This is a genomic window from Phaeobacter sp. CAU 1743 (assembly GCF_039839315.1).
Classification (GTDB): domain Bacteria; phylum Pseudomonadota; class Alphaproteobacteria; order Rhodobacterales; family Rhodobacteraceae; genus Phycobacter; species Phycobacter gallaeciensis_A.
The window spans coordinates 1-26,085 of sequence record NZ_JBDOQR010000008.1 but is presented as its reverse complement, the minus strand read 5'-3'; the positions used below and the strand labels follow the sequence as shown (position 1 = coordinate 26,085).

The window sequence follows — 26,085 nt, the reverse complement described above, 5'->3', positions numbered from 1 at the left end:
TCGCTTGTCCGCGACCCTAAGCTGGATATAGGTAGATTTCATGCGTAAATGGAGAAAATCATGCAAAGTTGGGTGAAAGATCGCGCCGCACCGCAGCAGGTGGATGTGCTGCTGTTTGATGATTTCTCGGGTCACTGTTTGGCCAATACAGTCGAGCCCATGCGCGCGGCCAATACGCTGGCCGGGCGGCAGATCTACGACTGGCGCTTTCTGACGCTGGAGGGCGGCACGGCGGTGTCTTCGGCGGGGATGGAGGTCAACGCGCACGGGCGGCTCGCTGAATACGGCGGCGACATGCTGATCGCCATGCCCAGCTATCATTACCGGCCATTGGCCACGGATAAGGCGCTGCGCGGGCTGCGGGCAGCGGCGCGGCGCTACGCGGTGATGGCGGGGTTTGATGCCGGGGCCTGGCTGCTGGCCTCTGCGGGGCTATTGGACGAGCACCGGGCCACCATCCACTGGGAAGAGTTGCAGGGTTTCACCGAGGCCTTCCCCTCGGTCGATGCGCAGCGGCTGCGTTATGTGCGGGATGGGGATCGGGTCACCTGTTCCGGCGCGCTGGCTGCCTTCGAGCTGATGCTGGATCTGATCGCGGAACGCCACGGCCAAGCGCTGCGGCTGGAGCTTGCGGCGCTGTTCATGAGCCCGGAGGCCACCGGTGGTCAGGTCATCCCGCTGGCCCGCAGCCGGTCGTTGGTGCGGGCCATCGACTTGATGCAGGCCAATCTGGAGATGCCGTTGCCCATCGGAGAGGTCGCCCGCCGGGTGGGCCGCAGTCAAAAGGATCTGGAGGCGCGGATGAAGGCGGAACTGGGCGCGCCGCCGCAAGCGGTCTATCGCAGGCTTCGGTTGATACAGGCGCGCAAGCTGGTGCTGGAAACCACGCTCAGCGTGGCGGAGATCGCCCTGCGCTGCGGCTATGAGGATCCCAGCGCCATGACCCGCGCCTTCCGGCAGGAATTCGGTAGCACCCCGCGCCAGATGCGTCGGGGGTAGGGGTTAGGGGGCAGCCTGCCGGGCAGTGATCCACAGGTTCAGCCGCCAGATCCCCCAGGCCAGCGGAACCGCTGCCAGCCCGCCGATCACATAGGCCAGTGGTTCATCGGCAAAGCTCTCGAACAGTTGGGTATAGGCGTGGATACCGCCAAAGGTCAGCGACGCATTGAACAGACCGCGTTCATTGCGCATCGCCGCCCAGACCACCATGCCTGCCAGCGCCAGTGCCCAGAGGATGGAATAGAGATTGGCCGACAGCTCCAGCGCGGTGTCCCGGAACGCTGTGCGCGCGGCATTGAAGCTGTCCCAGTCCTGATGGACGCTGCCGTAATAGCGTCCCGGCCCCCAGATGGTTTCGCCCACGAAATCCCCCCAGAGCGAACCGACCAGCGCACAGAGGTTGGCCACCACAAAGGCCAGCATGACAAGAATGCGCAGATGCCGCGCAATGCGTTCCGGCTGGCTGCGGGCGAGCCACAGGCACAGGGCGATCAGCGCAGACATCTGCAGAATCGATAGGGTGGGTTCCGGGGAATAGAACACGTAGGCGGCGTGGAAATAGGCGCTGCCCGTTTCCAGTGCCTGGGCAAAAGGCGCCAGCGCAAAAGCGGTGACCAGCCGCACGTCGATCAGCGCGCCGATCCCCGCCAGCAGCGCCGCATAATACAGCATTTCAAAGTTGCGCAGCGGAGAACCGATATCGTGTTGTCTGCTCAGCGCTTCGATCCCGATGATATGGACGGCCAGCGCCATCAGGATCAGCGCCCCCAGTACGAAATGCGACGACAGCCCGCCGCGCCAGTACCGCAGGGAAAGAGCTGCCAGCAGCAAACCACCCACCGGCCACAGGACCCAGCCCGCGATCTCTTCGTAATTGTCCATCAGTTCCAGCGTGGCGCCACCGATCAGCATGCCTGCGCCGATCAGCGTGGCAGCATTGCCGAACATGTGGAACATCTCGCCCCCCCGGGCCAGGATCGCCAGCCCGGTGAGGGTCATCAGCAGACCCGCAATCGCCACGGGCAGCGGATCGGCCAGCCAGAAGATGAAGCCGCCCGTCGCCGCGAGGATCCCGAGGCACAGGATCACGTTGACCCCGAGGGTTATCATCGCTTCGCGGGCGCGGGATTCGATGATGCGGGCCTGATCGGCGGTGATCACGCCTTCTGCCGTCAGACGGGTGGTATCGGCAATCGCATGCATCGGGCAGCCCTCATCAACAACTCATGCGGGGACAGGCCCCGCCTCAGCTTGCGTAAGTTGACCCCTCGCTGTCCAGTACTGCCTTGATCTCGCGCAGGTGTGCTTCGGCCTGCCCGGGATAGGCGTCCAGCTCGGCGGCGGTCTTTTCGGCGACTTCGTCCGACAGATAGCGCAGCGGCTGGCCGGTCTGCAGGGCGCGGATATAGGTCTCGGCCGCGCGTTCGAAATAGTAGAGCCGGTTGAAGGTATCGCCGGGCGTGTCGCCGATCACCAGAACCCCATGGTTGCCCATGATCATCACCTTCTTCTTGGGATCGGTGAGCATGGCGGCGCAGCGGGCGCCTTCATCCTCGAAGGCAAGACCGCCATAGCCATCGTCGATCACGTAACGGTCGTAGAAGGTCGCGGTGTTCTGGTCGATCGCGGGCAGGTTGCTGTCGGCGAGAGAGGCCAGAACCGTGGCAAAGATCGAATGCACATGCATCACGCAGCGCGCGTGCGGGCACAGGCGGTGGATCGAGCCATGCAGCCCCCAGGCGGTGGGATCGGGTGCATCGGGCCGGTTCATCGTGGCCGGATCATCCGCATCCAGCAGCAACAGGTTCGAGGCGGTGATGCGGGTGAAATGCATCTGGTTGGCGTTCATCAGGAACCGCGTGCCTTCGGGGTTCACCGCGAGGCTGAAATGGTTCGCCACCCCTTCGTGCATATTGAGCCGCTCGGTCCAGCGGAAGGTCGCTGCAAGGTCCACCCGCTCCTGCCAGTGTTCTATATTCTGCCGGTCGACATCGGGGCGCAGATCCGTGACGGTCATGGGAACCTCTTCATATATCCAAATTAGAGCCTGTTTCAGGGCTCATTGATCATCCTGCCCCAGCCTCCTCCGCCGACAGGGAAGTGGCAAGGGGGATTTTTCGCTTTGTGCAGAAGGTGATCCTTTGATGACAGGATGCCTTCGGCCCTTGCACTTGTGAGCGCAATCAGAACAATTGGCGCATGACACAGACCGCATTTCCCAGCTGGCCCGATTCCGCCCCGAAACTGATCGAAGTCGCCGCAGGCCGCGCGCCCGCAGATACGGTGATCCGTCAGGGCAGATGGGTGAATGTCCACACACGTGAAGTGCTGGACGGGCACGACATCGCCATCGTCGCGGGGCGCATTGCCTATGTCGGGCCGGACGCCTCTTATTGCACCGGACCGGAGACAGAGGTGATCGAGGCCAACGGTCGCTTTGTGGTTCCCGGCCTGTGCGATGCCCATATGCATATCGAATCCGGCATGCTGACTCCGGCGGAATTTGCCCGCGCGGTGATCCCGCATGGCACCACCTCGATGTTCACCGACCCGCATGAGATCGCCAATGTTCTGGGCCTTGATGGCGTGCGTATGATGCATGACGAGGCGCTGATGCAGCCGGTCAATATCTTCACCCAGATGCCCAGCTGCGCCCCCTCGGCGCCGGGGCTTGAGACGACGGGCTATGAAATCTCCCCCGAGGACGTGGCCGAGGCGATGACATGGCCGGGTATCATCGGTTTGGGCGAGATGATGAATTTCCCCGGCGTTGCCAATGCCGACCCCAAGATGCTGGCCGAGATCGCCGCCACCCAGCGGGCAGGTAAAACAGTAGGCGGGCATTATGCCTCTCCCGATCTGGGACCGGATTTCGCGGCCTATGTGGCAGGTGGCCCTGCAGACGATCATGAAGGCACCTGCGAAGCGGACGCTATCGCCCGGGTCCGTCAGGGTATGCGGTCAATGATGCGGCTGGGGTCTGCCTGGTATGACGTCGAAAGCCAGATCACCGCTGTGACAGAGAAGGGTCTGGATCCGCGCAACTTCATTCTCTGCACCGATGACTGCCATTCCGGCACGCTGGTGCACGATGGCCATATGAACCGGGTGGTGCGCCACGCCATCGCCTGCGGCTGCGATCCGGTAATCGCGCTGCAGATGGCCACCATCAACACGGCGACGCACTTTGGGCTGGAGCGCGAGCTTGGCTCGATTACCCCTGGGCGGCGCGCCGATGTGATCCTGACCTCGGACTTGCGCGAATTGCCCATCGAACTGGTGATCGCGCGCGGGCAGATCGTGGCCGAAAACGGCTCTATTACGGTAGAATGCCCGCATTATGACTGGCCGGACAGCGCCACCGGCACGGTGCATCTGGGCCACGCGCTGACGGCGGGTGATTTTGAACTGAAGGCACCGGAGGGCGCAAATTCGGTCACCGCCAATGTGATCGGCGTGGTGGAAAACCAGGCCCCGACCAAGGCGCTGAAGGCCGAACTGCCGGTGGTCGATGGATTGGTCGAAGGCAGCGGCGAGGTTTGCCAGATCGCTTTGGTCGAACGCCATCAGGCCACGGGCGGCGTCACCAATGCCTTCGTCTCGGGCTTTGGCTATCAGGGGTCCATGGCGATGGCTTCGACCGTGGCGCATGACAGCCACCACATGATAGTGGTTGGCACCGACCGGGAGCAGATGGCGCTGGCCGCCAATCGCCTGGCCGAGGTTGGCGGCGGTATCACCCTGTTCCGCGACGGAGAGGAGCTGGCGCTGGTCGAATTGCCCATCGCTGGCCTGATGTCCAGCAGCCCCGCGACCGAGGTTGCCGACAAGGCGCAGAAGATGGTCGAGGCGATGGAGGCCTGTGGCTGCAAACTGAACAACGCCTACATGCAGCATTCGCTATTGGCGCTGGTGGTAATTCCAGAGCTGCGGATTTCAGATCTGGGGCTGGTGGATGTGCGCACATTCAAGAAAATCCCCGTGTTAGAGCCGATTTCATGACCACCATCCGCTTGCCTGAACACCCAGCCCCCGAGACATTCACCGACGCCGCCGAGGCTGTGGAGCGGCTGGAGCTGCTTTACCGGCAGTCCACGGAGTTTCTCTGCAACGCTTTCATGGCGGTGATGTCTGGAAATGCGCCGCAGGATCAGCGTATCCGCGCCTTCTATCCTGAAATCCGCTTTACCACCTCTTCGTTTGCGCAGGTGGATTCGCGGCTCAGCTTTGGCCATGTGTCGATGCCGGGAACCTATGCCACCACGGTGACGCGCCCGGACCTGTTCCGCAACTACCTGATCCAGCAGATCGGCCTGTTGATCAAGAACCACGGACAGCCGGTGGTTATCGGTGCTTCGGAAACGCCGATCCCGGTGCATTTCGCCGTGGCCTCGCGGCAGGATCTGACGGTGCCACAGGACGGCGCCGCCGGGTTTACCCTGCGCGATGTGTTTGACGTGCCGGATCTGTCCACGACGAATGATGACATCGTCAACGGCACTCATCAGCCCGCCAATGGCAGCGGCCCCCTGTCGCTGTTCACTGCGCAGCGTGTCGATTATTCGCTGGCGCGGCTGGCCCACTACACGGCAACTGATCCGTCCCATTTCCAGAACCACGTGTTGTTCACCAACTACCAGTTCTACGTGGCCGAGTTCGAAGCCTACGCGCGCGCGCAGCTGGCCGATCCGGCCTCGGGCTACAGCAGTTTTGTCAGCACCGGCGATCATGAGATCACCGATGCAGATGCCGACATTCCAGCCATCGCCAAACTGCCGCAGATGCCGACCTACCATCTGAAACGGGCGGATGGCAGCGGCATCACGCTGGTCAATATCGGCGTTGGCCCGTCCAATGCCAAAACCGCCACCGATCATATCGCGGTGCTGCGGCCGCATGCCTGGCTGATGGTGGGCCATTGTGCGGGGCTCAGGAACACGCAGGCGCTGGGCGATTTCGTTCTGGCCCATGCGTACCTGCGTGAGGATCACGTGCTGGATGATGACCTGCCTGTCTGGACCCCGATCCCGGCGCTGGCGGAAATCCAGATCGCACTGGAACAGGCCGTGGCCGAGGTGACCGAGTTCGAAGGCTACGATCTGAAGCGGATCATGCGCACCGGCACCGTCGCCACCATCGACAATCGCAACTGGGAACTGCGCGACCAGTCCGGCCCGGTGCAGCGGCTCAGCCAGTCGCGCGCCATCGCGCTGGATATGGAAAGCGCGACGATCGCCGCAAATGGCTATCGCTTCCGGGTTCCCTATGGCACATTGCTCTGTGTCTCGGATAAGCCGCTGCATGGCGAGCTGAAGCTGCCCGGCATGGCGTCGGACTTCTATCAGACCCAGGTTGCGCGCCATTTGCAGATCGGAATTCGGGCAATGGAGCAGCTGCGCGGCATGCCATTGGAGCGGCTTCACAGCCGAAAACTGCGCTCTTTTGATGAAACGGCCTTCCTCTGAGGCTAGTTTTCCCCAAATTTCTGCGGAAATTCGCTTGTTTTCACGATCTTTGCTATCGCTACGCGTTGTGTTACCGCACAACATAACGATAATGTCACGCAATGAGGCCCCACAGTTCGGGCAGTTTTAAGGAGAGCTAAGAATGTCCAAACCGATGACCAAAACCCAGCTTGTCGCAGCGCTGGCTGAGGAAATGGGCAGCGATAAGAAAGCAGCTGGTGCCGCTCTGGACGCCGTCTGCGCGCTGATCACGCGTGAAGTTTCCAACGGCGGCGCCGTGACCCTGCCCGGTGTCGGAAAGATCTATTGCCGCGAGCGCCCCGAGCGCGAAGTGCGCAACCCTGCCACTGGCGAAAAGTTCATGAAAGAAGCCGACAAGGTTGTCAAAATGACCATCGCCAAGGCTCTGAAAGACAGCGTCAACGAAGACGCATAAGTCTCGGACCGGATCCTTTGGATCTGACAGGAATTTGGGTCGCCCTCGGGCGGCCCTTTCTTTTTGGGCCCAAGACCAGCCGGGATGTCTCACTGTGATGTGAGCGGGCCTTGCGCCCCGGCGCCATTTGCGGGACTGTCCGGGCAATTCAGGGGAGGATCAGCTTTGGACATTCGTGCAATCGCCATGGGGCTGACCTTTGCCCTGATGTGGTCCTCGGCTTTCACCTCTGCGCGGATCATCGTCGTGGATGCTTCGCCCCTGTTTTCCCTGGCGGTGCGGTTCCTGATCTCGGGCCTGATCGGAATTTCCATTGCGCTGGCAATGGGACAGACCTGGCGGCTGACACGCGGACAGTGGCGCGCGACCATCATTTTCGGGATTTGTCAGAATGCGCTGTATCTGGGGCTGAACTTTGTCGCCATGCAGACGATCGAAGCGTCGCTGGCGGCGATCATCGCCTCGACCATGCCGCTGCTGGTAGCACTGGCCTCCTGGTTGGTGTTCCGGGAACGTCTGAAACCCCTGGGCATTGTCGGCCTTCTGGCCGGTGTTGTCGGCGTTGCCCTGATCATGGGCACCCGTATTAGCGCCGGGGTCGATCTGTTCGGCATGGCGCTTTGCGGTGTCGGCGTTCTGGCCCTGACCCTGGCAACTCTGGCCCTGCGCGGGGCCACATCGGGCGGCAATTTCATGATGGTGGTCGGGTTGCAGATGCTGATCGGATCGGCCTGCCTGTTTATCGCGGCGCCGCTGTTCGAGGATATCTTTGTCAATCCGACCCTGCCGCTGGCACTGGCCTTTGCCTATACCACGCTGGTGCCGGGGCTTGCCGCGACCTTTATCTGGGTGCTGCTGCTGAACCGCATTGGCGCGGTGCGGGCGGCCACCTTCCACTTTCTGAACCCGGTCTTCGGGGTGGCGATCGCCAGCCTTCTTTTGGGTGAAAAACTGGGGCCGCTGGATATTGTCGGGGTGCTGATTGTCACCGGCGGTATTCTGGCGGTGCAATTGTCCCGTCAGCCGGGCAGAGCGGCCAAAGTCGCAGCGAAACCCGCGGAATAGATTTCTGTTATCGCGGCAGGTTGGCTTCGACGGCGCCGGTGATCTGCCCCGACAGAGGCCGCGTGATGGAACCCCAGGTGCCCGCAACCGTGCCATCGGCGGCGATCAGGATCTTGTTGAAGTTCCAGCCCGGCTCAAATCCGGTTTCCGCCCGCACCGCCCGGAAGAACGGATGCGCCCCATCGCCCCGCACCGGGGTGATATCGGTCATCGGCAGGGTCAGATCATAGTTCAGGGCGCAGAATTCCTTGACCTCTTCGGCGCTGGACAATTCCTGTTTGAAATCATTCGAAGGCACGGCCAGCACCACAAGGCCGCGGTCCTTGTATCGGTCATAGAGCGTTTGCAGCCCGTCGTATTGCTTGGTGAAGCCGCAGCGCGAGGCGGTGTTCACCACCAGAACCGGCTGCCCCCGGAAGGATGATATGTCGATTTTACCGCCATCGATGGAGGCAAAGACGCCCCCGACAGGTGCCGCCTGCACCATTTGTCCCACCATTAACAGCGCCGCCAATACCCACATTCGAACCATTTTACTCTCCACCGTTGTTATCAGGGCTACGGATTGGTCGCCGGTTTGGATCATTCCGGAGACGTAACTGCCGCACAAGAGCGCGAGATGGGCAATAATCGCTTTGCATTTCCGCTGCATCAGCCCATGTACTGACTCACCACGATTTGCCGGAGACCCGACATGACGCGATACACCAAAGATCCAGATGCCATTGCCGCCCTGTCAGACGAAGAATACTACGTCACGCAGAAATCCGGCACCGAGCGCCCCGGCACGGGCAAGCTGCTGCATAACAAGGCGCCCGGTATCTATGTGGATATCGTCTCGGGGGAGCCGCTGTTCGCATCGTCCGACAAATATGAATCCGGCTGCGGCTGGCCCAGTTTCACCAAGCCCATCGAACCGGCGCATGTGGCCGAACTGGAAGACCGCTCGCTGGGCATGATCCGCACCGAGGTCCGCTCGGCACATGGCGACAGCCATCTGGGCCACGTGTTCCCGGATGGCCCGCTGGACCGGGGTGGCCTGCGCTATTGTATCAACTCGGCGTCACTGCGCTTCGTTCCTCTCGACGAGATGGAGGCCGAAGGCTTTGGCGACTATATCGACCAAGTGGAGGATAACAGATGAGCAATCCTGAACGTGCCGTCCTGGCCGGCGGTTGTTTCTGGGGCATGCAGGACCTGATCCGCAAACGCCCCGGGGTGATCAAGACCCGCGTCGGCTATACCGGCGGCGATGTCCCCAACGCCACCTACCGCGATCACGGAACCCACGCCGAAGGGATCGAGATCTTGTTTGATCCGGAAAAGACCTCTTACCGGGAGCTGCTGGAATTCTTCTTTCAGATCCACGACCCGACCACGGTCAACCGGCAAGGCAATGACATCGGGATGAGCTACCGCTCAGCCATCTACTATGTGGACGAGGCGCAAAAGGCCGTGGCCGAAGATACCATTGCCGATGTGAATGCCTCGGGCATCTGGCCCGGCAAGGTGGTGACCGAACTGGAGCCCGTCGGTGATTTCTGGGAGGCAGAACCCGAGCATCAGGACTATCTGGAGCGTCTGCCGAATGGCTATACCTGCCATTTCCCGCGCCCCGACTGGGTGCTGCCGAAACGGGCCGATGCCGCGGAATAGAGCCTGATACAGCCTGAATAACAGTCTTTGAACCCGTCTTTGCTGCCGCAGGGGCGGGTTCTTTATTTCTGGGTATCAGCCCAATGCCACGCGCGGGCGGCCGCTGGCCTCGGCGGTGATGAAGGCTTCGACGAAGACCTCGCGCGCCTCGACCTGGGCGGTGCGGATATCCCGCTCCACATGCACATGGATATCCTCGGCCCCTGCGGCGCGGGCCTCTTTCTCTGCCTCTTGGCTCAGATGGGTTTCAAGCAAGGCCAAGGCGTCCTCCGATGCGCTAAAATCCTGCGGCCCATCCTCCAGATGTACCCGGAATTTCCCCTCGGCAGGGGAGGTCACGGTGCCGCTGCGACGCAGGGTGACGCGGCCGACGACGGCGCCGATGGCATTGGCGACCCCCGCATGTTCGGGCAGGATCATCCTGCAATGCAGGCGCTCCCCCACCGCCGGGTAGTAACTGGGGGCCGAGGCCCCAAGCCCCACCACATCCACGTTCAGCGCCGCGCTGAGCGACAGCATGCCCCGGTGATTTTCCAGCCCCCTGCGCAGCAGGACATGGCGGGCCAGCTGATCCGCTGGCAGTCCGAATGTGTCGCCTTCTTCGGCAAAAGCAGTCTCTAACAGGGCCAATGATGTCTGTTCTGTCAGCTGGTCGATGATCATTCGGGCCAGGGTTTCGGCATCCGGGGCCAGCGGATCGCCGCTGCCGATGCGGCGGCGGGCAAAGATGGACAGCGCCTTTTCGGCGGCCGCGCTGTCCCAATCGTTCAGACGGCCCAGCACATGGGAGGCATCCGACGGGGTGGCGCCGGCCAACTGCACCAACCCGCGATCCACCAACCGGTTCAGGGCGCCTTGCTCCATCCGGGTGCGCAGCACGGCGCCAAGGGGATGCACGTCGGTGCCAATCTTGTTCAGCAGGGCCGCCTCCCGCTCGCCAAGGCCGCTGGTCGGCTGACCCGGGATCGCCCGGACAAATCTGCCGTCGTGTTCCCCGACAACCGTTGCGTTGACCTGCCGGTCCAGCGCCGCATGCACCACCTCCGGCGCCTGATGGGCGATCAGAGAGACTGGGACCACCCGGCGCGGACCCAGGGTCACCCCGCCGTTCAACCCTTCGCTTTGGATATGGACCTGGCTGTCGCCGCCCAGACCGGTGGTGCGCATGGCGACGGCCTCTACCATGGTTCGGTAATCTCCGACCCGCGCCCCGGCAGGGTCGATGGCTGGTTTTCCGTCCCGGATCAACGCCACATCGGTGGTGGTGCCGCCGATATCGCTGACCAGCGCTGTATCGGCCCCGGTCATCCAGCGGGCGCCAACGATCGAGGCTGCCGGGCCGCTGAGGATCGTCTCGATGGGGCGTTCCCGCGCCTGTTCTGCCGACATCAGGGCGCCATCGCCGCGCACGACCATCATCGGCGCCGTGATCCCGAGGTCCGCCAATGTGTGTTGCGCCCGCCCGATCAGCCGGTCGATCATCCCGATCAGCCGCGCGTTCAGCACCGCCGTCAGCGCCCGTTTCGGCCCGTTGAGTTTCGCCGACAGCTGGTGCGAACAGGTGACTGGCGCTCCGGTCAACTCGGTGATGATCCGAGCAGCCTCCAGCTCATGCGCGGGGTTGCGGGTGGCAAAGACACCAGCAACGGCATAGCCGCTCACCCCCGCCGATTCAGTCTCTAAAAAGGCCATTAACGCGTCTTTATCAAACGGCGCAGCCTCGCTGCCCGCATGAGTATGACCGCCCGCCAGCACCAGCGCCGGATCGCCTTTCAGCGCATCGCGCAACCCGTGACGTTCAAGATCTTCGGGGGCAAAGCCGATATAGACCAGCGCCACCCGCCCACCTTGCTCTTCGACCAGCGCATTGGTGGCGAGCGTCGTCGACAGTGCTGCCATCGAGACATCCTGCGCCGCAACGCCGGATTGCGCCAGCACCGCCCGTACCGCACCACCGACGCCAATGGCTAGATCGTGGCGGGTGGTCAGAGATTTGGCCGATGCGATCACCTCTTCCTCGTCGCGGATCAGCACCGCATCCGTATAGGTCCCGCCCGTATCCACACCGAGTAGCAGCGCCATCGCCTGATCCTTTTCCGTTCGCTGCCTCCGGTTTAGCGCCGTTTTCGCCCCGGTCCATCCCGTTTGCGTCATGGCGGATATTTCCGCCCTTGCCGGGCGGCTCTCTGCGACGCATCTATTGGGGCATGACAAAAACACTTCTCTGTATCGGATATGGCTACTCGGCCCGGGCACTGGCGCGGCGGATGCTGGCGCGGGGCTGGCGGGTGATTGGCACCACGCGGGATCTGGGTGAGGCCCAGCCGGATGAGGACGTAGAGCTGCTGCAATGGCCCGGCGCGAACGTCCCGCTGGAGGGCGTCACCCATGTGCTCTCCTCGGTTGGTCCGAATGCGGGTGGCGATCCGGTGATGGAGGCGCTGCGGGAGGAACTGGCGGCACGCGCGGCGTCCGGACAGTTCGACTGGGTCGGTTATCTCTCCACCACCGCCGTCTATGGCGATCAGGGCGGCGCCTGGGTGGATGAGGACACGCCCGTTGCCCCTTCCAGCCGCCGCGGCAACTGGCGCGCGCAGGCCGAGGCGGCATGGCAGGCGATCCCGGATCTACCGCTGCACATCTTTCGTCTCGCGGGCATCTACGGTCCCGGCCGCGGTCCCTTTGCCAAGCTGATGGCGGGCAAGGCGCGGCGCATCGTGAAGCCTGGACAGGTGTTTTCCCGCATCCATGTGGAGGATATCGCTACGATACTGGAGGCCTCGATCGACCGACCCAATCCGGGTGCGATCTACAATGTCTGCGATGATGAACCCGCCCCGCCGCAGGATGTGCTGGGCTACGGCGCCGAGCTGCTGGGCCTGCCGGTGCCTGTCGAGGTGCCCTTTGACGAGGCCGGAATGACCCCGATGGCGCGCAGTTTCTACGGAGAGAACAAGCGCGTGCGGAATATCCGGATCAAGGAAGAGCTGGGCGTGAGGCTGGCCTATCCCGATTACCGCGTGGGTCTACGCGCGGTGAAAATGGCTGAGGATCTGGAAAGTTACACGCCCCCGGCGGATCCGCCAGCCTTGTAGTACGACCAATCGGCCTGGGCGCTTGCGGCCCGGCCTGCTATCAGGCCCGCTTTTCCCCAATCGTCGCGATACCCAGAACCTCCAGCACCTTGGCTTCTATCTGCGGGGCGTTCATGGCGGCGGTATTATACATATCTGCGGGGCTGGCCTGATCTATGAAAGTATCGGGCAACACCATCGAGCGGAACTTCAGGCCGGTATCGAAAACGCCTTCCTCGGCGAGGAGCTGCGCAACGTGGCTGCCGAAACCGCCCACTGCGCCTTCCTCGATGGTGATCAGCGCCTCGTGACCTTCGGCCAGCTGCAGGATCATCTCGCGGTCCAAGGGTTTGGCGAACCGCGCATCCGCGATAGTGGGCGTGATCCCCTTGGCAGACAGGGACTCGGCGGCCTTTTTCACCTCACCCAACCGGGTGCCGAAAGACAGGATCGCAACGCGGGCGCCGGTCTGGATCATCCGGCCCTTACCGATCTCCAGAACTTCGGCCTCTTCGGGCATATCGACGCCTTCACCCTCTCCGCGCGGATACCGGAAGGCGATGGGGCCGTCATCGTGGGCCGCGGCGGTGGCGACCATGTGTTTCAGTTCGGCCTCGTCGGCGGCGGCCATCACCACCATGCCGGGCAGGTTGGCCATATAGGCGATGTCGAAGCTGCCCGCGTGGGTGGCGCCATCTGCGCCCACCAGACCAGCGCGGTCGATGGCGAAACGCACCGGCAAGCGCTGGATTGCCACATCGTGCACCACCTGATCATAGCCACGTTGCAGGAAGGTGGAATACATCGCGCAGAAGGGCTTCATGCCCCCGGCGGCCAGCGCGGCGGCAAAGGTCACGCCATGCTGTTCGGCAATGCCGACGTCAAAGGTGCGCGAGGGGTAGCGTTCGGCCATCAGGCCAAGACCAGTACCATCGGGCATGGCAGCGGTGACGGCGCAGATCTTGTCGTCCTTCGCAGCCAGTTTCACCAACTCGTCGCCAAAGACCGAGGTATAGGACGGCGCGTTCGACGGCGGCTTGTTCTGCTTGCCGGTGATCACGTCAAAGGTCGCCGTGGCGTGGCCTTTGTCATCGGCGCGCTCGGCGGGGGCGTATCCCTTGCCCTTTTTCGTCAGCACATGGATCAGGATCGGTCCCGAGGCGCGCGCCTTGACCGTGCGCAGCACCGGCAAAAGCTGGTCCATGTCGTGCCCATCGATGGGTCCGAGGTAGGAAAAGCCTAAGGATTCAAACAGGGTGCCGCCGACGGCCATGCCCTTCAGCATGTCCTTGGCGCGTTTGGCACCTTCGCGGAAGGGTTCGGGCAGCAAGGAGGCAGCGCCCTTGGCCACGGCCTTCAGCTCCTGAAAGGGTTCTTCGGCGTAAAGGCGCGACAGGTAGGACGACAGCGCGCCCACTGGCGGCGCGATCGACATTTCGTTGTCGTTGAGGATCACGATCAGCCGCTTGCCCAGATGGCCCGCGTTGTTCATCGCCTCGAAGGCCATGCCGGCGGACATGGCGCCGTCGCCGATCACCGCGATGGCATCACCCAGCCCTTCGGGCACGTTGCCCCCCAGATCGCGGGCGACGGCGAACCCCAGCGCCGCGCTGATCGAGGTGGAGCTATGGGCGGCACCAAAGGGGTCGTAGGGAGATTCGACGCGTTTGGTGAAACCGGACAGCCCGTCTTTCTTGCGCAGGGTGCGGATGCGGTCGCGGCGCCCGGTCAGGATCTTGTGCGGATAGCACTGGTGGGAGACATCCCAGATCACCTTGTCGCGCGGCGTGTCGAACACCGCGTGCAGCGCCACTGTCAGTTCCACCACGCCAAGGCCTGCGCCCAGGTGGCCGCCGGTTTCAGAAACGGCGGAAACGGTCTCCTGGCGCAGCTCGTCCGCGACCTGCGTCAGCTGGCGGTCGCTGAGGCCTTTCAGATCCGCCGGGCGGGCGATCTGATCCAGTAGCGGGGTATGGGGCCTCTCAGACATGGCTCCTCCTCGGGAGTGGCGCAGCAAATGGTGCGCAGGTTAGCTATCGCGCGCAATAACGAAGCGGGCGGCGTCCTTCAAGATTGCAGCCTCTTCCCCATAGGGAGAAAGCGCGGAACAGGCGGTGCCGCACAGCTCTTCTGCGCGGGCTTTTGCCGGTTCCAGTCCCAGCAGGGAGACAAAGGTGGCCTTGCCAGCAGTCTCGTCCTTGCGCAGGGCCTTGCCGACCTTGCTTGCATCGCCTTCAACATCCAAGATGTCGTCAGCGATCTGAAAAGCAAGCCCTAGCGCCGAGGCGTAGGCCTGCAAAGGCCCGGTATCCGCGCCGGCCAGAACCGCACCGGCGGTGGCGGACCATTCGATCAGGCAACCGGTCTTGCGGGCTTGCAGCCGGGTGATTTCGTCAAGTGTCAGCGGCGTGCCTGCGGTTTCCGCGGCGATGTCCATCATCTGCCCCGAAACCATGCCATCCTTGCCTGCCGATTGCGCCAGCGCCCGGATCAGCACCAGCGCCTGCGGGCCGATGTGATCGGCAGCTAACAGTTCAAAGGCAAATGTCTGCAAGGCATCCCCGGCGAGCGTCGCCGTGGCCTCGTCCCATTTGCGGTGCAGGGTCGGCTGACCCCGGCGCAGGTCGTCATCGTCCATGCAGGGCAGATCGTCATGCACCAGCGAATAGGCGTGCACGCATTCGATGGCCAGTGCCGCATCCAGCGCGACGGTGGCATCGACACCATGCAGGCGGGCGCTTTCGAGCACCAGGAACCCGCGCAGCATCTTGCCGCCGACCATGGCATAGCGCATGGCGTCGTACAGCCTGTCGGTGCCGCTTAGCCGCATGTCCATATGGGCGGTGATCCGGGTCTGGGCATCCAGCAGCGCCGCCTGAAAGGCGCGCGTGTCCGCCTGCATCTCCGTGGTCATGCCCTCAGCCCGCATCCAGCGGCTGGGTGCCGGTCGGGGTGCCATTTGCATCCAGGGTGATGGCGGCGACCTTTTCCTCGGCGCGCTTCAGCTCGTCCTCGCAGCGTTTCTTCAGCGCCGCGCCGCGTTCGTACAGCGCGATCGAGGCATCCAGCGCCACATCGCCGCGTTCCAGCTGATCCACCACGCGTTCCAGCTCGTGCATGGCCTGTTCAAAGCTCATCTCTTCGACGGGGGTCTGGGTCTCGGTCATCTGGCTGCCTCTGTCAGTTCTTCCACATGCGCCCGGGCGGAGACGGGCAGGGCGTTCAGATCATATCTGCACGTCAAAGTCGAGGTGTGAGAGCGGCATAAACGCGCCGTGGAAAGGCGGCAGCGATACCGGTCTGGGGCGGGGCCGGGGGGCTCAGTCCGGTGCCAGCATATAGCCCGCACCGCGCACGGTTTGCAGGTATTGCGGTTGTTTCGGGTTGGGTTCGATTTTGCGGCGCAGGCGGGTGATCTGCACGTCCACGGCGCGTTCTTGCGCCTGGCCCCGGTCGCGGCCCAGATCCTCGACCAGTTTGGCACGGCTGATCGGCTCTCCGGGCTGGGCGGAAAAGATCTTCATCAGCTGGCTTTCGGTGCCGGTGAGGCGGATCAGATCGTCCCCCTGCCACATCTCACCCCGTTCGATGTCATAGCGGATGGCGCCAAGGTGCAGGACTTTGGGAATGCTGTCCTCGGCCACGGTATCGGGCATCCGTCGCAGGATGGCATTGACGCGCAGCAGCAGCTCCTTGGGCTCAAACGGTTTGGAGAGGTAATCGTCGGCCCCGGCCTCAAGCCCGGCGATACGGTCATCGGTCTCGCCCTTGGCGGTCAGCAGCAGGATCGGCGTGGTCATGGTTTCGCGCAAGGCGCGGGTCAGGCTGACACCATCCTCGCCCGGCATCATCACGTCCATGATGATCAGATCGAAATCCAGCCCGGTCAGCAGACGCCGGGCATGGGCGCCGTCGCGCGCGGCGGTCACAAGGAACCCGGCCCGCATCAGGAATTTCTTCAACAGGCTGCGGATGCGCTCATCGTCGTCGACGATCATCAGATGTGCGTCATTGGTGCTCATGATCCGGTTTCCCGCAGCTTGGCATAGACCCGGCGCATATCCGCATCCATCATCGCCTCCAGCACCTTCTTGAAACCCTGTACCGCCTCGGGGCCGGCTTCTTTATAGGCGCTGCGCATGCGGGCGCGCTGGGCATCGGACAGTGCCGTTTCCAGTGCCACGCCTTTTTCGGTGAGGTAAAGGTGCCGTTCCCGTTTGTCTGCGGTGCCGACCCGGCTTTCGACCAGCCCGTCCTCGATCAGGGTGCGCAGCACCCGGTTCAGCGATTGCTTGGTGACGCCGAGAATGGTCAGCAGATTGTTGACCGTGGTGCCCGGCGCCCGGTTGATAAAGTGGATCGCCCGGTGATGCGCCCGGCCATAAGCCATTTCAGCGAGGATCCGGTCGGGATCCGCGGTGAAGCCCCGGTAGGCGAAGAAAACCGCCTCGATCCCCTGGCGGAGCTGTTCGTCCGTCAGAAACAACAGGCTTTCGCCGCCAAAACCCTGTCCTGAACGCCCTTCCGGCATGCCTGTCCCCTCCACTGCTCTCACAGGCAGTTTAAGTCAGCGTTATTGACATTCCAAGAGTGAAGATGTATCGAATCGCAGCTTTGGCGCAACAATATGTCCGGTCCGGTCATTTCGAGCGCAACTTATGAAAACATCGATGGATTTAGTGGAGGTGCCGCATGGCCGGATATGATGACCGTGACGGATTGATCTGGATGGACGGGGAAATGGTCGAATGGCGGGATGCCAAGGTGCATATCCTGACCCATGCGATGCATTATGCCTCTTCCGTTTTCGAGGGCGAGCGCGCCTATAACGGCAAGATCTTCAAGAGCCGCGAACATTCCGAGCGTCTGATCGCCTCTGCCGAGGCGCTGGACATGCCGATGCCCTATACCGTGGATCAGATCGAGGCGGCCAAGGAAGAGACGCTGAAGGCCTCGGGCCTGACCGACGCCTATGTGCGGGCGCTGGTCTGGCGCGGCGCGGGCGAAGACATGGGCGTGGCTTCGGCCAAGAACCCGGTGCGGATGGCGGTCGCTGTCTGGGGCTGGGGCGCCTACTACGGCGACGCCAAGATGCAGGGCGCCAAGCTGGACATCGCGGAATGGAAACGCCCGAGCCCGGAAACCATCCCGGTACACGCCAAGGCGGCCGGCCTTTACATGATCTGCACCATCTCCAAGCACAAGGCCGAGGCCAAGGGTTGCTCGGATGCGCTGTTCATGGATTACCGCGGTTACGTGGCCGAGGCGACTGGCGCCAATATCTTCTTCGTGAAGGATGGCGAAGTGCATACGCCGCTGCCCGATTGCTTCCTCAACGGTCTCACCCGTCAGACCGTGATCGGCATGCTGAAGGACCGTGGCATCACTGTGCACGAGCGCCACATCATGCCCGAGGAAATGGAAGGCTTTGAACAGTGTTGGCTGACCGGCACCGCTGCCGAGGTCACCCCGGTGGGCGAGATCGGACCCTATAAATTCGAAGTGGGCGCGCTGACCCGCGAGATCGCCGAGGCCTATGAGGCGCTGGTGCGCAGCTGATCCGTCAGATCTGTTGGTAAGATGCAAAAGCGCGGACCGATTGGCCCGCGCTTTTTCTGTTTCAGCACCTGCGGTGCGGTGGGCGCCCGGTGGCGGGCGGGTCAAACCACCTCGGTGGTGACTTCGATATTGCCGCGGGTGGCGTTGGAATAGGGGCAGATGGCGTGGCCCGCATCAGCGATGCGCTGAGCCTCGGCTTTGTCCACACCGGGCATGGAGACCTTGAGGGTCACCGACAGGCCAAAGCCGCCTTCGGCGCGCGGACCGATGCCAACTGCAGCATCGACCGAGACATCGTCGGGTACCTTGGCCAGGGATGTGTCCTGGGTCGTGGCGAATTTCATCGCACCGATATAGCAGGCCGCATATCCGGCGGCGAAAAGCTGTTCCGGGTTGCTGCCTTTGCCGCCGCCGCCCATTTCGCGGGGCGGATCCAGATCGAAATGAACCTCGCTACCGTGGATGCTGGCCTTGCCGTCGCGGCCGCCGGTTGCAGTGGCGCCTGCGGTGTAGATCGGGGTGATGGACATGTTGCCTCCTTTTCGAATCGTGTACGATTATATCGTGTGCGATACAAATAGAGGGCACGGGCTGAAAATCAACCGCTTGCGATTAAAGCGTGCGCGACATAAATCTGAAGACATGGACAGGACCCTGAAAATTGACGATCTTCTGTGCTTTTCGCTCTATTCGGCGAACCATGCGCTGACGCGGCTGTACCGTCCCCTGCTGGCGCCCTTGGGCCTGACCTATCCGCAGTATCTGGTGCTGGTGGCCCTGTGGGAGCAGGACGACCAGAAGGTCAGCGATCTGGGCAAGCGGCTGGATCTGGAGACCAATACGCTGACGCCGCTGCTGAAGCGGATGGAAAGCGCAGGCTACCTGACCCGTCGCCGCAATCCCGAGGATGAGCGCAGCCTGATCGTGTCCCTGACCGACAAGGGGCAGGGGCTGCAGGCCGAAGCGCAGGAAATTTCCACCTGCGTGATCGAGGCGATGGGCGGCGATCTGAACGAGCTGATCGAGCTGCGCGACCGGGTAAACGCCCTGCGTGCGCGGCTGGACTCCGCCTGACCTGGCCAGCCCGTCCTTTCACCGCGCGGGCAGGGGGTCACAAAACGTTCGTCAAAGTTTCATTTTGAGCACGGAAGGATTTTACATTGGCGCGGTCTGTCTGGCGCCACCTATCCAATTCAACAGACAGGGGAATCTCATGTCTTCTCATCGCTTTATGCGCCCCAGCCGCCGGGCTTTCCTGGCGGGCGGTACCGCTTTTGCTGCCTCGCTGGCGGCGCCCTCGATTTCGCGTGCTTCGGCGCGTCCCGTCTTTACCCATGGCGTGCAGTCCGGCGACGTGGACACCATGTCCGGCATGATCTGGACCCGCACCGACCGCCCCGCGCGGGTGATGATGGAAGTCTCCACCACCGAAAGCTTTGCCAATGCGCGCCAGCTGGCGCCGCTGACCGCAGGCCCCAGCAACGATTTCGCCGTCAAGCGCATGGTCGATGGCCTGCCGTCGGATCAGGATATCTTCTACCGTTTTGTGGCTGCGGATCTGAACGATCTGCAGGCGACATCTGACCCCATCGTCGGTCAGTTCCGCACCGCGCCGACCGCGCGCCGCGACGTGCGTTTTGCCTGGTCGGGCGACACCGCCGGTCAGGGCTGGGGCATCGATGACGAAGGCATGCGCACCTATGCCACCATGGCCCAGCACCGCCCCGATTTCTTCATCCATTCGGGCGACACCATCTATGCCGATGGCCCGATGCAGGATGAGGTCGAAAAGGACGGTCAGCTGATCTGGAAGAACGCCACCCTGATCGACGAAAAGCGCAAAGTGGCCGAGACCCTCGACGAATTCCGCGGCCAGTGGAAATACAACATGATGGACGAGCACGTGCGCGAAATGAACGCCCTGTGCCCGACCTTCTTCCAGTGGGACGACCACGAAGTTGTCAACAACTGGTCAGACGCCAAGGATCTGAGCGGCGACGACCGTTACACCGAGAAGAACGTGCATGTGCTGGCGGCCCGCTCGGCCAAGGCCTTCCACGAGATGACCCCGATCAGCTACACGCCCGCCGAGCCGGGCCGGGTCTACCGCAAGATCGGTTACGGCCCGATGCTGGACGTCTTCTTCCTCGATCTGCGCAGCTATCGCGCGGGCAACAGCCTGGGTCTGCAGGAAAACCCTGCGGATGAGGCAACCACGCTTCTGGGCGCCGAGCAGATCGCATGGCTCAAGCGTGAGTTGGTGAACTCCTCCGCGACCTGGAAGGTCATCGCCTGCGATATGCCCATCGGTCTGGTCGTGCGCGACGGGGAGCGGGTCGAGGCGATCTCGAACGGTGACGATGGCAGCGCCAAGGGCCGCGAATTCGAAATCGCCGACCTACTGCGCTTCATCAAGACCGCCAAGATCGACAACACCGTCTGGTTCACTGCCGATGTGCACTACACTGCGGCGCATTACTACAACCCGGACAAGGCGGCCTTCCAGGATTTCGAACCATTCTGGGAGTTCGTCTCAGGCCCGCTGCACGCCGGCACCTTTGGTCCGAACGCGCTGGACGGCACCTTTGGCCCCGAAGTGAAGTTCGTGAAGGCCCCAACCGAGGAGCAGGGCGCCAACCTGCCGCCCTCGATGGGTCTGCAGTTCTTCGGTCTGGTGGACATCGACGGCGCCACCCAGCAGATGACCGTGCGCCTGATGGACCGCGCCGATCAGGAGTTGTGGAAGATCACCCTGGATCCCAAGGGCGCCAGCATCTGATCTGACTGCCTGTCAGCACTGAACGCAGTCACAGAGCCAATGGCCCGGGGCATTGTCCCGGGCCAACGTCGTTGTTATGCCGCCTGGCACGGGACTGTAGCGCGTTTCAGCTCTGCGGCGTGTCCAGGCGGAATTTCAGGAAGCGGGTGCCATCGTAGTCGATCTCTTCCAGGAACCGTGCGCCCATCCGGGACAGGGCACCAAGCGATTTGCGCGAGGGTGGCAACAGGAAGGTGACATAGGGAATGCGCGCATCATGCCGCGCAAACTCCAGCAATTGCCGCGATATGCGCGGCCCAAGGCCAAAGTTATCCGGCCGCAGAACCAGCCCAAGATCCCATTCGGTTCCTTCCTTTTCAAATCCGCCCCATCCGACATAGGCGCCATCGGCCAGAAACGCCCAATGGCCCAACCCGTCTTGCTGCCAGCGCGCCTCTTTCATCTCAACGAATTGGCGCACCATCGCGGCATCCCAGCCTTCGGTCATCAAGGGCAGATGCGTCGCCACGCGGGGATCGGACATATGCGCCAGGATCTGCTCGGGCGGTACGTCGGTCAGACGCGCCAGCTTGATTGCGGGCGGGGGGAAACTGGGGGAAGTCTCGGTCAAGGCGGCGGTCCGTAGAGGGTATCGTCAATCCCGGCATAGTGGCGCCATGCAGGGCGTCCGGGCCAATCACATTGCCGTGGCTGCCTTGCCCTTATCCCCCCTTGGGATCGGTGACCGCGCGCGCCTTGCCGCGTTCCAGTCCCAAGCGGCTTTCGCGCCAGATCACCAGCCCATTGCCCGCGATTACCAGCGTCGCACCGGCCAGCATGACAAAGGTCGGTAGCTCTTCGAACCAGAAATAGCCAAGCAGGATCGCAAAGATCATCGAGACATAATCATAGGGCGCCAGCATCGAGGCAGGCGCAAACCGGTAGGAAGAAGTCACGAGGATCTGCGCGATGCCGCCCACAAGCCCCGCCCCGATCAGCATCGCCAGAACCTCGCCGCTGGGCATGACCCAGCCAAAGGGCAGCGTCAGCAGCGACAGCGCGGATGCGGTCAGCGAGAAATAGAACACGATGGCGGCGGTCGGCTCGGTCATCACCATGCGGCGCACGTGGATCTGCACGAACCCCCGCGCGATGGTTGCGCCCAGCACCAGAAGCGCGCCCAGCGTCGCCCCGTCCGACAGATCCGCGCCAGAACCAAGCCGCGGCCAAATCATGATCATCACACCGACAAGGCCGATGGCAACGGCCGAGATCCGCACCATGCGAATGGTCTCGCCCAGAAACACGGCCGCCAGGATCAGCGTGAAGATCGGTGTCGCATAGCCTATTGCCGTCACCTCGGGCAGCGGCAATAGGCCGAGACCCAGGAACGTCATACCCATCGCAGAGGTTCCCACCAACCCGCGCCAGACGTGTACCATCGGGTTTTTCGTCTTCAGCCCATCACGCAGATCGCCGCGCAGGGCAAGCCAGACCACGATCACCGGGATGGCAAAGAAGGAACGGAAGAACACCGCCTCACCTGTCGGAACCTCTTCTGATACCGCCTTGATCAAGGCCGACAGCATGGTGAACAGACCGATGGCGGCGACTTTCAGCAGGATTGCCAGAATCGGTCGATGCGATGTTAAGGGTTTTGTCATGGCGGGGAACCTGCGCCCCTGCGCGGCAAAGATCAATGGCTTGATTTTCCGCCCCGCTCTGGCGCAGATACCTGCGTTGATGAAGGAGCCAGCCGATGTATGATGCCAACCACCTGATTTCCCGGCTGCGGGCCGCCTCAATTGGCCACGAGACGCGCAATTTCGCCACTTTCCCGGCACGGGCCAGCATGACATTCGGCGAGTTGTTCGCGGGCGCGGAGCGCAACGCGGCGGCGCTGGTGGCGATGGGGGTTCAGCCCGGTGACCGGGTTGCGGTGCAGGTGGAAAAGACCATCGAGGCGATCCAGCTTTACCTTGGTACCGTGATGGCCGGGGGCGTCTTCCTGCCGCTCAACACCGCTTATACCACGCCCGAGGTGGCTTATTTTCTGGGCGATGCCAGCCCCCGCGTGATGGTCTGCGATCCCGCTCGCGAAGATGACATTGCCGAAATCGCAGGTGACGCCCGCGTGGTGACGCTGGATGGCAAGGGGCTGGGCAGCCTTACCGATGCCGTGGTGGGGCGTGGCGGCTTTGATCCGGTGCCGCGCGGACCCGATGATCTGGCGGCGATCCTTTATACATCGGGCACCACCGGGCGCTCCAAGGGGGCGATGCTGAGCCATGAGAACCTCGCCTCGAACTCGCTGATGCTGCGCGATTACTGGCAGTTCACCGATCAGGACGTATTGATCCACGCGCTGCCGATCTTTCACACCCACGGGCTGTTCGTGGCCACCAATGTGGCGCTGCTGGCCGGGGCGCGGCTGGTGTTCCTGAAGGGCTTCAACGCCGATGAGATCCTCGACGCCATGCCGCGCGCCACGGCGCTGATGGGGGTCCCGACCTTCTACACGCGCCTCTTGGCGGATCCGCGCCTGACGCGCGAACGCGCCGAGAACATGCGCCTGTTCATCTCCGGCTCGGCGCCTTTGTTGGTGGACACGCATGAGGAATGGGAGGCCCGGACCGGCCACCGCATCCTGGAACGCTATGGCATGACCGAAACCAATATGAGCACCTCGAACCCCTATGACGGCGAACGTCGTGCAGGCACCGTGGGCTTTCCCCTGCCGGGGGTTGAGGCGCGGATCATGGCGGGGGACAAGGAAGTCCCGACGGGCGAGACCGGCGTCCTTCATGTGCGCGGGGCCAACGTGTTCCAGGGCTATTGGCAGATGCCGGAGAAAACCGCCGAGGAACTGCTGCCCGATGGCTGGTTCATCACCGGCGACATGGCCCGCATGGACGAAGACGGCTATGTCACCATCGTCGGCCGGGAAAAGGATCTGGTGATCACCGGCGGCTTCAACGTCTACCCCAAAGAGGTGGAAAGCCTGATCGATGATCTGCCGGGCGTCTTGGAAAGCGCGGTGATCGGCGTGCCGCATCCCGACTTTGGTGAGGCGGTGGTGGCCGTGGTTGTCCCCACCGGCGAAGGCACCAGTGCGGAGGCGGTGAAGGCCGCGCTGTCGGGGCAATTGGCGAAGTTCAAGCAGCCCAAAGAGGTGATCCTGCTCGACGCCCTGCCACGCAACACAATGGGTAAGGTGCAGAAAAAGGCCCTGCGCGAAGACTATGCTGGGCTGTTTGCCTGAGTTTCGCCCGGCCGATAGGTCGGGCTGCGCCTGCCTGCCCCCCGGCAGGCGCATATGCGCCTCCCCAGGCAGGCACCGCCCTAGTCCTTAGTGCTGATGCGCCAGATCTTCTCGGCGTTCCTGAATGGCCTGCACAAGGATCTGCCAGGCGGAATTCAGGAACAGCCCTGCCATGATCCCGGCCACGATCAGGTCCGGCCAGCCGGTGGCTGTCCCCCAGACCCCCAGCGCCGCGATCATCACCGCCACATTGCCGACGGCGTCGTTGCGCGAGCACAGCCAGACCGAGCGCACATTGGCATCCCCGTCCTTATAGGCCGCCAGCAGGAGGACCGAGGTCACATTGGCCGCCAAGGCCATGAACCCGATGACGCCCATCACCTCAGCCTGTGGCACGCCCAGCACAAAGACATGGTAGACGGTCGACCCAAACACCCACATACCCATCATCAAAAGGCTGATCCCCTTGGCCAGCGCCGCCAGCGCGCGGGTGCGCAAGCTGGCGCCGATCACGGCGAGTGAGATCCCGTAGGTCAGTGCATCGCCGAGGAAATCCAGCGCGTCCGCCTTCAGCGCCTGACTGCCTGCCATCTGGCCTGCGCCCATCTCGACCGCAAACATGCCCGCGTTGATCGCGATCACGACCCAGAGGCGCCGTTTATAGGCGGCCGAAACCCCGTCAAACCGCGCCTCATGCCCGCAACATCCAGCCATTGCCCTTGTCCTTTTCTTCGATTCGAGGTCAACCTAATGGCTCTAGTCACTAGAGGTTCAAGAGGGGTCCGTGATGTTTTCCATCGGCGCGCTGTCCAAGGCCACCGGGGTCAAGGTGCCCACCATCCGCTACTACGAGGAAATTGGCCTGCTGCCACCCGCCGGGCGCAATGCGGGCAATCAGCGCCGCTATGGTCAGGAGGGGCTGGAGGCGCTGGGCTTTATCAAACACGCCCGCGACCTTGGCTTTGCGCTAGAGGATATCAAGGTGCTGATGGCGCTGGACGGGGAGCTGGGCGAGGATTGCGCCGAGGCCAACCGCATCGCCCGCGCGCAGCTTGATCAGGTGCGCGCGCGCATTGCCCGGCTACAGCAACTGGCGACAGAGCTGGAGCGCATTTCCCATCTGTGTGACGGGGGCAATGGCGGGCAGTGCAAGGTGCTGACGGCGCTTGGCGATCACAGCCAATGCGCCGCCGATCACGGGCCTGTTCGCGGGGCTGATTAGACCCTAACCCGTGACAATCGCGCGCTGCGCATCATCGCCCATGGAGATCAGGGAGGGCGCCTTGGCCTGCTGTGCCTTGAAATCAGCCTTGCCACTCATACCCTGCCAGCCCGCGTGCACCAGCGATTGCGCCACCGCGCCGCCCAGCGTGGTGCCGGGGCCGGTGACGATGAAGAGATCCGGCGCAAACTCTAGCGCTGCGTTCTGCACCGCGCGGGTGAAATCATAAGGCTCCACCACCTGATGGCCGAGCGTGTAATCCCACAGCGCCTGCGTATCGGTGGCGCCGGGCCACCAGACATGACCGCGCCCGTCAATGAGCGGCACCTTGGGCTGGCTGAACATGCCTGCGGCCAGACGTTTGCGCCCCTCGGCAGCGACGGGGGCTTGAAGGGAGGTATGGAAGGCCGCGTGATTGGCCAGGCGCATGGGGAACCGCTCCTCAACCACCGGCACGGCAGCCTCTAAGAGCCCGATTTGAAACTAATTGAGTGAGTTCAGGAGGTTGTGTTTCTGTTCGGGTACGACACTGAACGGAGACCACGATGGCCTGGACCGAACTCACCCGCAGCCAGCATGCCCGTGAGGG

General features: G+C 63.0%; 26 protein-coding genes and 1 pseudogene. 13 read left to right on the top strand and 14 right to left on the bottom strand.

Annotated elements, in window-relative coordinates; genetic code table 11:
- Positions 1 to 60: 60 nt before the first annotated feature.
- Entirely contained in the window at positions 61 to 999 is a 939-nt protein-coding gene (locus tag AAFO90_RS04990; protein ID WP_347508712.1) for a GlxA family transcriptional regulator, read from the top strand.
- A 3-nt stretch (positions 1,000 to 1,002) separates the two neighbouring features.
- On the opposite strand, the gene AAFO90_RS04985 is transcribed toward AAFO90_RS04990, so the two are convergent.
- The gene (locus tag AAFO90_RS04985; RefSeq protein WP_347508711.1) at positions 1,003 to 2,202 is read right to left on the bottom strand and encodes a hypothetical protein; all 1,200 of its coding nucleotides are present in this window, start codon (positions 2,200 to 2,202) and stop codon (positions 1,003 to 1,005) included.
- 43 nt (positions 2,203 to 2,245) lie between these two features.
- Positions 2,246 to 3,016 carry a class II aldolase and adducin N-terminal domain-containing protein gene (locus AAFO90_RS04980; RefSeq protein WP_065271976.1) on the bottom strand — a complete coding sequence of 257 codons (771 nt, stop codon included), beginning with the start codon at positions 3,014 to 3,016 and terminating at the stop codon, positions 2,246 to 2,248.
- Between the two features lie 182 nt (positions 3,017 to 3,198).
- Between AAFO90_RS04980 and ade the strand changes: the two genes are divergently transcribed.
- The 4 genes from ade (at position 3,199) to AAFO90_RS04960 (ending at position 7,965) form a co-directional block, all read left to right on the top strand.
- The gene (ade, locus tag AAFO90_RS04975; RefSeq protein WP_347508710.1) at positions 3,199 to 5,001 is read left to right on the top strand and encodes an adenine deaminase; all 1,803 of its coding nucleotides are present in this window, start codon (positions 3,199 to 3,201) and stop codon (positions 4,999 to 5,001) included.
- Positions 4,998 to 6,464: an AMP nucleosidase gene (locus AAFO90_RS04970; protein ID WP_347508709.1), complete on the top strand. Its 1,467-nt coding sequence runs from the start codon at positions 4,998 to 5,000 to the stop codon at positions 6,462 to 6,464. The genes ade and AAFO90_RS04970 overlap by 4 nt, the downstream gene beginning before the upstream one ends.
- A 142-nt stretch (positions 6,465 to 6,606) precedes the next feature.
- On the top strand, positions 6,607 to 6,900 hold the full coding sequence (locus AAFO90_RS04965; protein ID WP_065271973.1) for an HU family DNA-binding protein: 294 nt from the start codon (positions 6,607 to 6,609) through the stop codon (positions 6,898 to 6,900).
- Positions 6,901 to 7,065: 165 nt separating this feature from the next.
- Positions 7,066 to 7,965, top strand: coding sequence for a DMT family transporter (locus AAFO90_RS04960; protein WP_274835180.1), 900 nt, complete (start codon positions 7,066 to 7,068; stop codon positions 7,963 to 7,965).
- A 7-nt stretch (positions 7,966 to 7,972) separates the two neighbouring features.
- On the opposite strand, the gene AAFO90_RS04955 is transcribed toward AAFO90_RS04960, so the two are convergent.
- Entirely contained in the window at positions 7,973 to 8,464 is a 492-nt protein-coding gene (locus tag AAFO90_RS04955; RefSeq protein ID WP_274830026.1) for a glutathione peroxidase, read from the bottom strand.
- Between the two features lie 195 nt (positions 8,465 to 8,659).
- Here AAFO90_RS04955 and msrB point away from each other — a divergent pair, with 195 nt between their 5' ends.
- Together msrB and msrA are read left to right on the top strand one after the other, a co-directional pair.
- Positions 8,660 to 9,109: a peptide-methionine (R)-S-oxide reductase MsrB gene (gene msrB, locus AAFO90_RS04950; RefSeq protein WP_347508707.1), complete on the top strand. Its 450-nt coding sequence runs from the start codon at positions 8,660 to 8,662 to the stop codon at positions 9,107 to 9,109.
- Positions 9,106 to 9,621, top strand: coding sequence for a peptide-methionine (S)-S-oxide reductase MsrA (gene msrA, locus AAFO90_RS04945; RefSeq protein WP_274835181.1), 516 nt, complete (start codon positions 9,106 to 9,108; stop codon positions 9,619 to 9,621). Before msrB ends, msrA begins: the two co-directional genes overlap by 4 nt.
- 75 nt (positions 9,622 to 9,696) lie before the next feature.
- Here msrA and AAFO90_RS04940 read toward each other — a convergent pair whose 3' ends face one another.
- On the bottom strand, positions 9,697 to 11,703 hold the full coding sequence (locus AAFO90_RS04940; RefSeq protein ID WP_347508706.1) for a hydantoinase/oxoprolinase family protein: 2,007 nt from the start codon (positions 11,701 to 11,703) through the stop codon (positions 9,697 to 9,699).
- 125 nt (positions 11,704 to 11,828) lie between these two features.
- Between AAFO90_RS04940 and AAFO90_RS04935 the strand changes: the two genes are divergently transcribed.
- Positions 11,829 to 12,716, top strand: coding sequence for an SDR family oxidoreductase (locus AAFO90_RS04935; protein WP_347508705.1), 888 nt, complete (start codon positions 11,829 to 11,831; stop codon positions 12,714 to 12,716).
- A 40-nt stretch (positions 12,717 to 12,756) separates the two neighbouring features.
- Here AAFO90_RS04935 and dxs read toward each other — a convergent pair whose 3' ends face one another.
- From dxs to AAFO90_RS04910, 5 genes are all read right to left on the bottom strand, one after another.
- A complete protein-coding gene (gene dxs / locus AAFO90_RS04930) occupies positions 12,757 to 14,685 on the bottom strand; it encodes a 1-deoxy-D-xylulose-5-phosphate synthase (protein ID WP_347508704.1) in 1,929 nt (642 codons plus the stop codon).
- Positions 14,686 to 14,724: 39 nt separating this feature from the next.
- Complete coding sequence (locus AAFO90_RS04925; RefSeq protein ID WP_347508766.1) at positions 14,725 to 15,531, bottom strand: polyprenyl synthetase family protein; 807 nt, start codon at positions 15,529 to 15,531, stop codon at positions 14,725 to 14,727.
- A gap of 82 nt (positions 15,532 to 15,613) precedes the next feature.
- Positions 15,614 to 15,862 carry an exodeoxyribonuclease VII small subunit gene (locus AAFO90_RS04920; RefSeq protein ID WP_065271967.1) on the bottom strand — a complete coding sequence of 83 codons (249 nt, stop codon included), beginning with the start codon at positions 15,860 to 15,862 and terminating at the stop codon, positions 15,614 to 15,616.
- Between the two features lie 153 nt (positions 15,863 to 16,015).
- Complete coding sequence (locus AAFO90_RS04915) at positions 16,016 to 16,717, bottom strand: response regulator (protein ID WP_347508702.1); 702 nt, start codon at positions 16,715 to 16,717, stop codon at positions 16,016 to 16,018.
- Positions 16,714 to 17,226: a MarR family transcriptional regulator gene (locus tag AAFO90_RS04910; protein ID WP_065271965.1), complete on the bottom strand. Its 513-nt coding sequence runs from the start codon at positions 17,224 to 17,226 to the stop codon at positions 16,714 to 16,716. The genes AAFO90_RS04915 and AAFO90_RS04910 overlap by 4 nt, the downstream gene beginning before the upstream one ends.
- Positions 17,227 to 17,387: 161 nt before the next feature.
- Here AAFO90_RS04910 and AAFO90_RS04905 point away from each other — a divergent pair, with 161 nt between their 5' ends.
- Positions 17,388 to 18,254, top strand: a complete 867-nt coding sequence (locus AAFO90_RS04905) for a branched-chain amino acid aminotransferase (RefSeq protein ID WP_065271964.1) — start codon at positions 17,388 to 17,390, stop codon at positions 18,252 to 18,254.
- A 101-nt stretch (positions 18,255 to 18,355) separates the two neighbouring features.
- On the opposite strand, the gene AAFO90_RS04900 is transcribed toward AAFO90_RS04905, so the two are convergent.
- Entirely contained in the window at positions 18,356 to 18,784 is a 429-nt protein-coding gene (locus AAFO90_RS04900) for an organic hydroperoxide resistance protein (RefSeq protein WP_274833161.1), read from the bottom strand.
- Positions 18,785 to 18,896: 112 nt separating this feature from the next.
- Between AAFO90_RS04900 and AAFO90_RS04895 the strand changes: the two genes are divergently transcribed.
- Both AAFO90_RS04895 and AAFO90_RS04890 read left to right on the top strand, forming a co-directional pair.
- The gene (locus AAFO90_RS04895; RefSeq protein ID WP_347508701.1) at positions 18,897 to 19,328 is read left to right on the top strand and encodes a MarR family transcriptional regulator; all 432 of its coding nucleotides are present in this window, start codon (positions 18,897 to 18,899) and stop codon (positions 19,326 to 19,328) included.
- Positions 19,329 to 19,467: 139 nt separating this feature from the next.
- The gene (locus tag AAFO90_RS04890) at positions 19,468 to 21,033 is read left to right on the top strand and encodes an alkaline phosphatase D family protein (protein ID WP_274829962.1); all 1,566 of its coding nucleotides are present in this window, start codon (positions 19,468 to 19,470) and stop codon (positions 21,031 to 21,033) included.
- 106 nt (positions 21,034 to 21,139) lie between these two features.
- Here the strand turns inward: AAFO90_RS04890 and AAFO90_RS04885 are convergent, their stop codons facing one another.
- Both AAFO90_RS04885 and AAFO90_RS04880 read right to left on the bottom strand, forming a co-directional pair.
- Entirely contained in the window at positions 21,140 to 21,556 is a 417-nt protein-coding gene (locus tag AAFO90_RS04885) for a hypothetical protein (protein WP_347508764.1), read from the bottom strand.
- Positions 21,557 to 21,734: 178 nt separating this feature from the next.
- Positions 21,735 to 22,676, bottom strand: a complete 942-nt coding sequence (locus tag AAFO90_RS04880) for a DMT family transporter (protein ID WP_347508700.1) — start codon at positions 22,674 to 22,676, stop codon at positions 21,735 to 21,737.
- 95 nt (positions 22,677 to 22,771) lie between these two features.
- Between AAFO90_RS04880 and AAFO90_RS04875 the strand changes: the two genes are divergently transcribed.
- Complete coding sequence (locus AAFO90_RS04875; protein ID WP_347508699.1) at positions 22,772 to 24,274, top strand: malonyl-CoA synthase; 1,503 nt, start codon at positions 22,772 to 22,774, stop codon at positions 24,272 to 24,274.
- 87 nt (positions 24,275 to 24,361) lie between these two features.
- On the opposite strand, the gene AAFO90_RS04870 is transcribed toward AAFO90_RS04875, so the two are convergent.
- Positions 24,362 to 24,988 (bottom strand): cation transporter, encoded by a 627-nt coding sequence (locus AAFO90_RS04870; protein WP_347508698.1) that lies wholly within the window; start codon positions 24,986 to 24,988, stop codon positions 24,362 to 24,364.
- Between the two features lie 73 nt (positions 24,989 to 25,061).
- Here AAFO90_RS04870 and AAFO90_RS04865 point away from each other — a divergent pair, with 73 nt between their 5' ends.
- A complete protein-coding gene (locus AAFO90_RS04865; RefSeq protein WP_347508763.1) occupies positions 25,062 to 25,496 on the top strand; it encodes a helix-turn-helix domain-containing protein in 435 nt (144 codons plus the stop codon).
- Positions 25,497 to 25,499: 3 nt separating this feature from the next.
- Here the strand turns inward: AAFO90_RS04865 and AAFO90_RS04860 are convergent.
- A pseudogene (locus AAFO90_RS04860) lies at positions 25,500 to 25,961 on the bottom strand (ACP S-malonyltransferase); the annotation flags it as partial.
- Positions 25,962 to 26,085: the final 124 nt, after the last annotated feature.

Bases quoted from the DNA above. Each gene is read 5' to 3' on its own strand.
- AAFO90_RS04990 (WP_347508712.1), top strand. From the start codon at position 61: ATGCAAAGTTGGGTGAAAGATCGCGCCGCACCGCAGCAGGTGGATGTG.
- AAFO90_RS04985 (WP_347508711.1), bottom strand. From the start codon at position 2,202: ATGCATGCGATTGCCGATACCACCCGTCTGACGGCAGAAGGCGTGATC.
- AAFO90_RS04980 (WP_065271976.1), bottom strand. From the start codon at position 3,016: ATGACCGTCACGGATCTGCGCCCCGATGTCGACCGGCAGAATATAGAA.
- ade (WP_347508710.1), top strand. From the start codon at position 3,199: ATGACACAGACCGCATTTCCCAGCTGGCCCGATTCCGCCCCGAAACTG.
- AAFO90_RS04970 (WP_347508709.1), top strand. From the start codon at position 4,998: ATGACCACCATCCGCTTGCCTGAACACCCAGCCCCCGAGACATTCACC.
- AAFO90_RS04965 (WP_065271973.1), top strand. From the start codon at position 6,607: ATGTCCAAACCGATGACCAAAACCCAGCTTGTCGCAGCGCTGGCTGAG.
- AAFO90_RS04955 (WP_274830026.1), bottom strand. From the start codon at position 8,464: ATGGTGGGACAAATGGTGCAGGCGGCACCTGTCGGGGGCGTCTTTGCC.
- msrB (WP_347508707.1), top strand. From the start codon at position 8,660: ATGACGCGATACACCAAAGATCCAGATGCCATTGCCGCCCTGTCAGAC.
- msrA (WP_274835181.1), top strand. From the start codon at position 9,106: ATGAGCAATCCTGAACGTGCCGTCCTGGCCGGCGGTTGTTTCTGGGGC.
- AAFO90_RS04940 (WP_347508706.1), bottom strand. From the start codon at position 11,703: ATGGCGCTGCTACTCGGTGTGGATACGGGCGGGACCTATACGGATGCG.
- AAFO90_RS04935 (WP_347508705.1), top strand. From the start codon at position 11,829: ATGACAAAAACACTTCTCTGTATCGGATATGGCTACTCGGCCCGGGCA.
- dxs (WP_347508704.1), bottom strand. From the start codon at position 14,685: ATGTCTGAGAGGCCCCATACCCCGCTACTGGATCAGATCGCCCGCCCG.
- AAFO90_RS04925 (WP_347508766.1), bottom strand. From the start codon at position 15,531: ATGGACATGCGGCTAAGCGGCACCGACAGGCTGTACGACGCCATGCGC.
- AAFO90_RS04920 (WP_065271967.1), bottom strand. From the start codon at position 15,862: ATGACCGAGACCCAGACCCCCGTCGAAGAGATGAGCTTTGAACAGGCC.
- AAFO90_RS04915 (WP_347508702.1), bottom strand. From the start codon at position 16,717: ATGAGCACCAATGACGCACATCTGATGATCGTCGACGACGATGAGCGC.
- AAFO90_RS04910 (WP_065271965.1), bottom strand. From the start codon at position 17,226: ATGCCGGAAGGGCGTTCAGGACAGGGTTTTGGCGGCGAAAGCCTGTTG.
- AAFO90_RS04905 (WP_065271964.1), top strand. From the start codon at position 17,388: ATGGCCGGATATGATGACCGTGACGGATTGATCTGGATGGACGGGGAA.
- AAFO90_RS04900 (WP_274833161.1), bottom strand. From the start codon at position 18,784: ATGTCCATCACCCCGATCTACACCGCAGGCGCCACTGCAACCGGCGGC.
- AAFO90_RS04895 (WP_347508701.1), top strand. From the start codon at position 18,897: ATGGACAGGACCCTGAAAATTGACGATCTTCTGTGCTTTTCGCTCTAT.
- AAFO90_RS04890 (WP_274829962.1), top strand. From the start codon at position 19,468: ATGTCTTCTCATCGCTTTATGCGCCCCAGCCGCCGGGCTTTCCTGGCG.
- AAFO90_RS04885 (WP_347508764.1), bottom strand. From the start codon at position 21,556: ATGTCCGATCCCCGCGTGGCGACGCATCTGCCCTTGATGACCGAAGGC.
- AAFO90_RS04880 (WP_347508700.1), bottom strand. From the start codon at position 22,676: ATGACAAAACCCTTAACATCGCATCGACCGATTCTGGCAATCCTGCTG.
- AAFO90_RS04875 (WP_347508699.1), top strand. From the start codon at position 22,772: ATGTATGATGCCAACCACCTGATTTCCCGGCTGCGGGCCGCCTCAATT.
- AAFO90_RS04870 (WP_347508698.1), bottom strand. From the start codon at position 24,988: ATGGCTGGATGTTGCGGGCATGAGGCGCGGTTTGACGGGGTTTCGGCC.
- AAFO90_RS04865 (WP_347508763.1), top strand. From the start codon at position 25,062: ATGTTTTCCATCGGCGCGCTGTCCAAGGCCACCGGGGTCAAGGTGCCC.